This window comes from Wolbachia endosymbiont of Drosophila barbarae (assembly GCF_044752445.1).
Lineage (GTDB): Bacteria > Pseudomonadota > Alphaproteobacteria > Rickettsiales > Anaplasmataceae > Wolbachia > Wolbachia pipientis.
The window spans coordinates 1-4,658 of the sequence record NZ_JBIXJM010000048.1; the positions used below are offsets into that span (position 1 = coordinate 1).

A 4,658-nucleotide genomic window follows, 5' to 3' on the forward strand; every position below is an offset into this window, starting at 1 on the left:
TCTGCAGATTGGCGAAAGCAAATACAATAGCTTCAGTTTCATGATAAGGGGGCTGGCGGAGTTTGTCAAGCAAGTTTTTAGCCCTGTCTCCTTGCTATAATGTTCATATCGATAGAAAAGCAAAAGAATAGAATGAAATATCAAGTGATATCCTCTATAATTAAATTTTTTGAATGAAGAGATGACGATTCGTGTAGGAATTAATGGTCTGGGTAGAATAGGCAGAGGCGTATTGCGTGCTATTTATGAAATAGAAAAGTATAGTGAGCAAATAGAAGTTGTAGCTGTAAATGGATCGCTCAGTGCAAAGCAGCATGCACATTTGATTAAATATGATTCTATTCATGGCAAATTCAGTGGTAATATTGATTTTAATGAGTCTCAAAATTGGATTTCTATAAATGGCAAAGAGTTTTCTTTATATAGAGAACGGAGCCCTGAAAATATTCCTTGGAATGTTGATGTAATACTTGAATGTACTGGTGCATTCAACAAACGTGAAGAAGCAATAAGGCACAATGCAGAGAAAGTGATTGTCTCTGCTCCAGTTTCGGATGCTGATGTCACTATAGTTTATGGTGTGAATAACGATATGCTCGAAAAAGAGCATAAAGTGATATCAGCAGGTTCTTGCACTACAAATTGCCTTGCTCCGATTGTGAAAGTCCTACATTCTGGTTTAGGCATAAAAAGCGGTTTTATGACTACTATACATGCCTACACGAATGATCAAAATGTTCTTGATGGTAATCATAAAGATTTGCGTAGAGCAAGGGCTTGCGGATTATCTATGGTGCCAACTACAACCGGGGCAGCAAAAACAATTGGTTCTGTCATTCCTGAATTAAAAGGAAAGCTAGATGGCACTGCCGTCAGAGTTCCGGTTAGCAATGTTTCTATGATTGATTTTACATTTACGACTGATAAGAAAGCGACCGTTAAAGAAATCAATGAAATGTTTAAGGATGCAGCTCTCTCCTCTACGTCATTCCAGCGCGTGACGCTGGAATCTAATTTCTGGATCCCAGTGTCAGCTACTCGGATGACATCAGAGGGTACTAGGATGGCAGAGGGTTATCCAATGTCAAATGTACTTTCTATATGCGAGGAACCTTTAGTCTCAATAGATTTTGTGCATAACCCTTATAGTGCAATTGTGGATTTAACTGGTACATATGTTACAGGTGATATATGTAGGGTTGCAGCGTGGTATGACAATGAGTGGGCTTTTTCGCTGAGAATGTTAGACATAGCATTATTGAGCTATAGTAAAGTATGAACTGGAACTCAAGCAAATACGCCTCATTTTATGAGCACTTTGCGGAACTCAGAAAAAGAGTTATCTTTTGCTTTCTATTTTTTTGCGTTGCTTTTGGTTTTTGTTATTACTTTAAGGAAAATATATACCGTTTTTTACTCGCACCTTTAATAGAAGCAACAAAAGGTAGCGAAGGTTTTTCTTTAATTTACACAGACTTAACAGAGGCATTTTTTGTGTATCTCCAAGTTGCAATAATGAGCGCACTTTTGTTTTCTTTTCCTGTGTTTGCATGGCAATTTTATATGTTCTTAGCACCTGGGTTATATAAAAGTGAAAGGGCAGTGTTGTTGCCATACTTGATTGCAACACCGGTTTTATTTGTAACGGGAGCTACTGTAGTCTATTACTATATATTTCCTTTAGCCTGGAAGTTTTTCATCACTTTTGAACATAGTGGGAAATCTTTCGGTATACCAATAGAGTTTATGCCATCAGTTAGCGAATATTTAGACCTCGTTCTCCAATTTATGTTTGCTTTTGGCACTGCATTTCAAATTCCAGTAATACTCACATTAATGGTGAGAGTAGGGTTACTCACTACACAAAGTTTGTCAAATAAACGCAGAATCGCGATAGTGGTAATTTTTATTATCGCTGCAATCTTAACTCCACCTGATGTATTAAGCCAAGTAGGGCTTGCAATACCTATGCTGATTCTATATGAATTGTCCATTCTGATATGTAGGTATATTGAAAAAAAGAAGACAAAGATTTAAACAAAGGAATCCCTCTTATCTCCTTTATATCACATTTTTAACTTACAACATTCTTATTCAGGACTTAAATATGGAAATGTTTCATAAATTGATTGTAATACTTTGTTAAGTTCAGCCTTACTTTTGATGATCAATAATACTGTATCATCACCTGCTATAGTTCCTATAATTCCTATGTTGTTGCTACTATTTAGCACATACTTCTTATCTAAAAAGTAAGCTAGACTGCTAGCTTGTCCTGGTTGGGTATGTAGTACTATTAAACCAAAATCCGAAATTTGCATATTAAGTATCAATGGTAATTGATACTGGTTGATATCGATTACTTTATATACACCAGCAACTTTGGCAATTTTAAGTTTTTTTAATTTCCTTGATAAAGTAGCCTGAGGAATGTTGTGCCCTCTTTCTTTAAGCAAGGTCTGTAAATCGCTCTGCTCTAAAATTTCATGATTTTGAATAATATTTAAAATATGTTCACCTAGTGTGTTGTCATGCATTATGCATTTTCCTCATATTGAATATGTAATAAGTATATTTGAAATTATATTCATTATTTCTTGACTATTCAATTTTTAATGTTTATATTCATAAGATGAATAAAATATGAATATAAATTAGTAATATGAAAAAATATATTTTAAATGCTATTATAGTGATAAGTATTCTATTAACAGGATGCAAGGAAGATAAACACGATAATATCATTAGATTTGCAATTTCTGCAGATTATCCACCTTTTGAATATTATGAAAATGGTAAATTTACTGGCTTTGACATTGAGCTTGCTCAATTAGCAGCAAAAGAGTTAGGTAAAGAAGCAATGTTTAAAGATATGCAGTTTAGTGCTATATTTGCAGCATTACAAAGTAATTCTGTAGATGCTGCTATATCTACTATTGGTAGTACAGAAGAGCGTGAAAAAAATTTTGATTTTTCAAATAGTTATTATACAGGGGAATTTGGTATTCTATATCACAAAAATAAACCCATAGCCGGTATAAACAATTTAACTCACAAGAAGATAGCCGTTCAACTAGGAACTGTCATGGAAATTTGGCTAAAAGAGCATGTTCCTACAACAGCTCAAATTATTGCTATAGACAATAATAATCAAGCTGTAGAAGCATTGAAGTCTGGTCATGTTGATGGCGTCCTAATTGATGAATTCCAAGGTAAAGTATTTAGCAAAAAAAATCCTGGTCTATCATGGTCAGCCATCGCTAAGTCAGATAATGGTTATTCTATTGCTGTGAATAAAGGATCTGATTTAAAGGATAAAATAAACGAGGCGTTAAAAAGTTTAGAAAGTAAAGGTGTAATACAAAAGATAGCAGAAAAATGGCTAGGAGATAACTGATGCAAGAATTAATTTCTAATTTCTTGTTTGTTGGAACAGGCCTTGCCTTTACTTTAAAATTATTGATTGGAGGACTGCTTTTAGGTATGAGTCTAGGAGGGTTATTTTCAGTACTCAGATATAATAAGATCTGTATTCCATTAATTAATGGAATTATATCTGTAATACGTGGCACCCCCCTTATATTACAGTTAAGTGTTGTTTATTTTATGACTCCAACCATTGCAGGAATTAAATTAAACATATTTAGTGCTGGCATTATAGCATTTGGTCTAAATAGCTGTGCTTATATTGCTGAGATTTTACGAGCTGGTATTGAAACTATATCAAAAAACCAGTTTGAAGCAGCTAAAACTTTACAAATACCTAGTTTCTATATGTGGAGAGATATTATATTACCACAAGTTATTAAAAATATTCTTCCTGCAATGATAAATGAGATCATTGCACTCCTTAAAGAAACGGCATTAATCTCTACTATTGGTGGTGTTGATATTATGCGCTCTGCGCAAATGCTTGCAGCAGAACAATTTACTTATTTTATACCACTTTGTCTTGCTGGGGCTTATTATTACGCTCTTGTATTACTAATTGAATATATAGGCAAAAAGATTGAACAGAAAGGTATATATGATAAAAATGCATAATATTTGTAAATTATTTAATAATGTTCCAGTACTTAATAATATTAACCTGATTATAGAACAATCTATAGTTGGTCTTGCTGGTCCTTCTGGTAGTGGTAAATCAACATTGTTACGTTGTATACAAAAACTCGAAGTTTTAGATTCTGGTAGCATTGAATGCAATGATAGTACTGGTTTTGTATTTCAGGATTTTCAACTTTTCCCACATATGACTGTCTGGGAAAATCTTACATATGCTCCCAAACTTAAAAACAAAACTCAGGATCAAAGCGATTCACTACTTGAGTCTTTGGGTATTGCTTCTAAAAAAAATGATTACCCTAGTAATCTATCCGGTGGGCAAAAACAGCGGGTTGCGCTTGCCAGAAGCTTAATGATGAATCCAAGGATTCTATTATGCGATGAGCCAACGTCTGGTTTAGATGTAGCAACAATAGTCGACGTTGTGGAACTACTACAATCAGTTAGAGATATGGGTATTACTATGATTATCGCTTCTCACAATTTGGATTTTTTAACAAAAATATCAAATCGGATTATTCTGTTAAAAAACGGAAAAATAATTGTAGATATCAATCCTAAAGAAATTGATGAACCAACAAACTATTTAAAAA

6 protein-coding genes are annotated in these 4,658 nt (G+C 33.8%); 5 read left to right on the top strand and 1 reads right to left on the bottom strand.

The window, feature by feature from the left end:
• Positions 1-181 precede the first annotated feature (181 nt).
• Together ACIPNH_RS00645 and tatC are read left to right on the top strand one after the other, a co-directional pair.
• The gene (locus ACIPNH_RS00645; protein ID WP_400770932.1) at positions 182-1,279 is read left to right on the top strand and encodes a type I glyceraldehyde-3-phosphate dehydrogenase; all 1,098 of its coding nucleotides are present in this window, start codon (positions 182-184) and stop codon (positions 1,277-1,279) included.
• Positions 1,276-2,037 carry a twin-arginine translocase subunit TatC gene (gene tatC / locus ACIPNH_RS00650; RefSeq protein ID WP_010962605.1) on the top strand — a complete coding sequence of 254 codons (762 nt, stop codon included), beginning with the start codon at positions 1,276-1,278 and terminating at the stop codon, positions 2,035-2,037. The genes ACIPNH_RS00645 and tatC overlap by 4 nt, the downstream gene beginning before the upstream one ends.
• Positions 2,038-2,090: 53 nt before the next feature.
• Here the strand turns inward: tatC and ACIPNH_RS00655 are convergent, their stop codons facing one another.
• A complete protein-coding gene (locus ACIPNH_RS00655; RefSeq protein ID WP_155968422.1) occupies positions 2,091-2,537 on the bottom strand; it encodes an arginine repressor in 447 nt (148 codons plus the stop codon).
• A 125-nt stretch (positions 2,538-2,662) separates the two neighbouring features.
• Here ACIPNH_RS00655 and ACIPNH_RS00660 point away from each other — a divergent pair, with 125 nt between their 5' ends.
• The 3 genes from ACIPNH_RS00660 to ACIPNH_RS00670 all read left to right on the top strand — a co-directional run.
• Positions 2,663-3,397 (top strand): substrate-binding periplasmic protein, encoded by a 735-nt coding sequence (locus ACIPNH_RS00660; RefSeq protein ID WP_400770935.1) that lies wholly within the window; start codon positions 2,663-2,665, stop codon positions 3,395-3,397.
• Complete coding sequence (locus ACIPNH_RS00665) at positions 3,397-4,044, top strand: amino acid ABC transporter permease (RefSeq protein WP_007548901.1); 648 nt, start codon at positions 3,397-3,399, stop codon at positions 4,042-4,044. The genes ACIPNH_RS00660 and ACIPNH_RS00665 overlap by 1 nt, the downstream gene beginning before the upstream one ends.
• The coding region (locus ACIPNH_RS00670) for an amino acid ABC transporter ATP-binding protein (RefSeq protein ID WP_400770938.1) at positions 4,028-4,658 on the top strand (631 nt) is incomplete at its 3' end. The genes ACIPNH_RS00665 and ACIPNH_RS00670, both read left to right, overlap by 17 nt.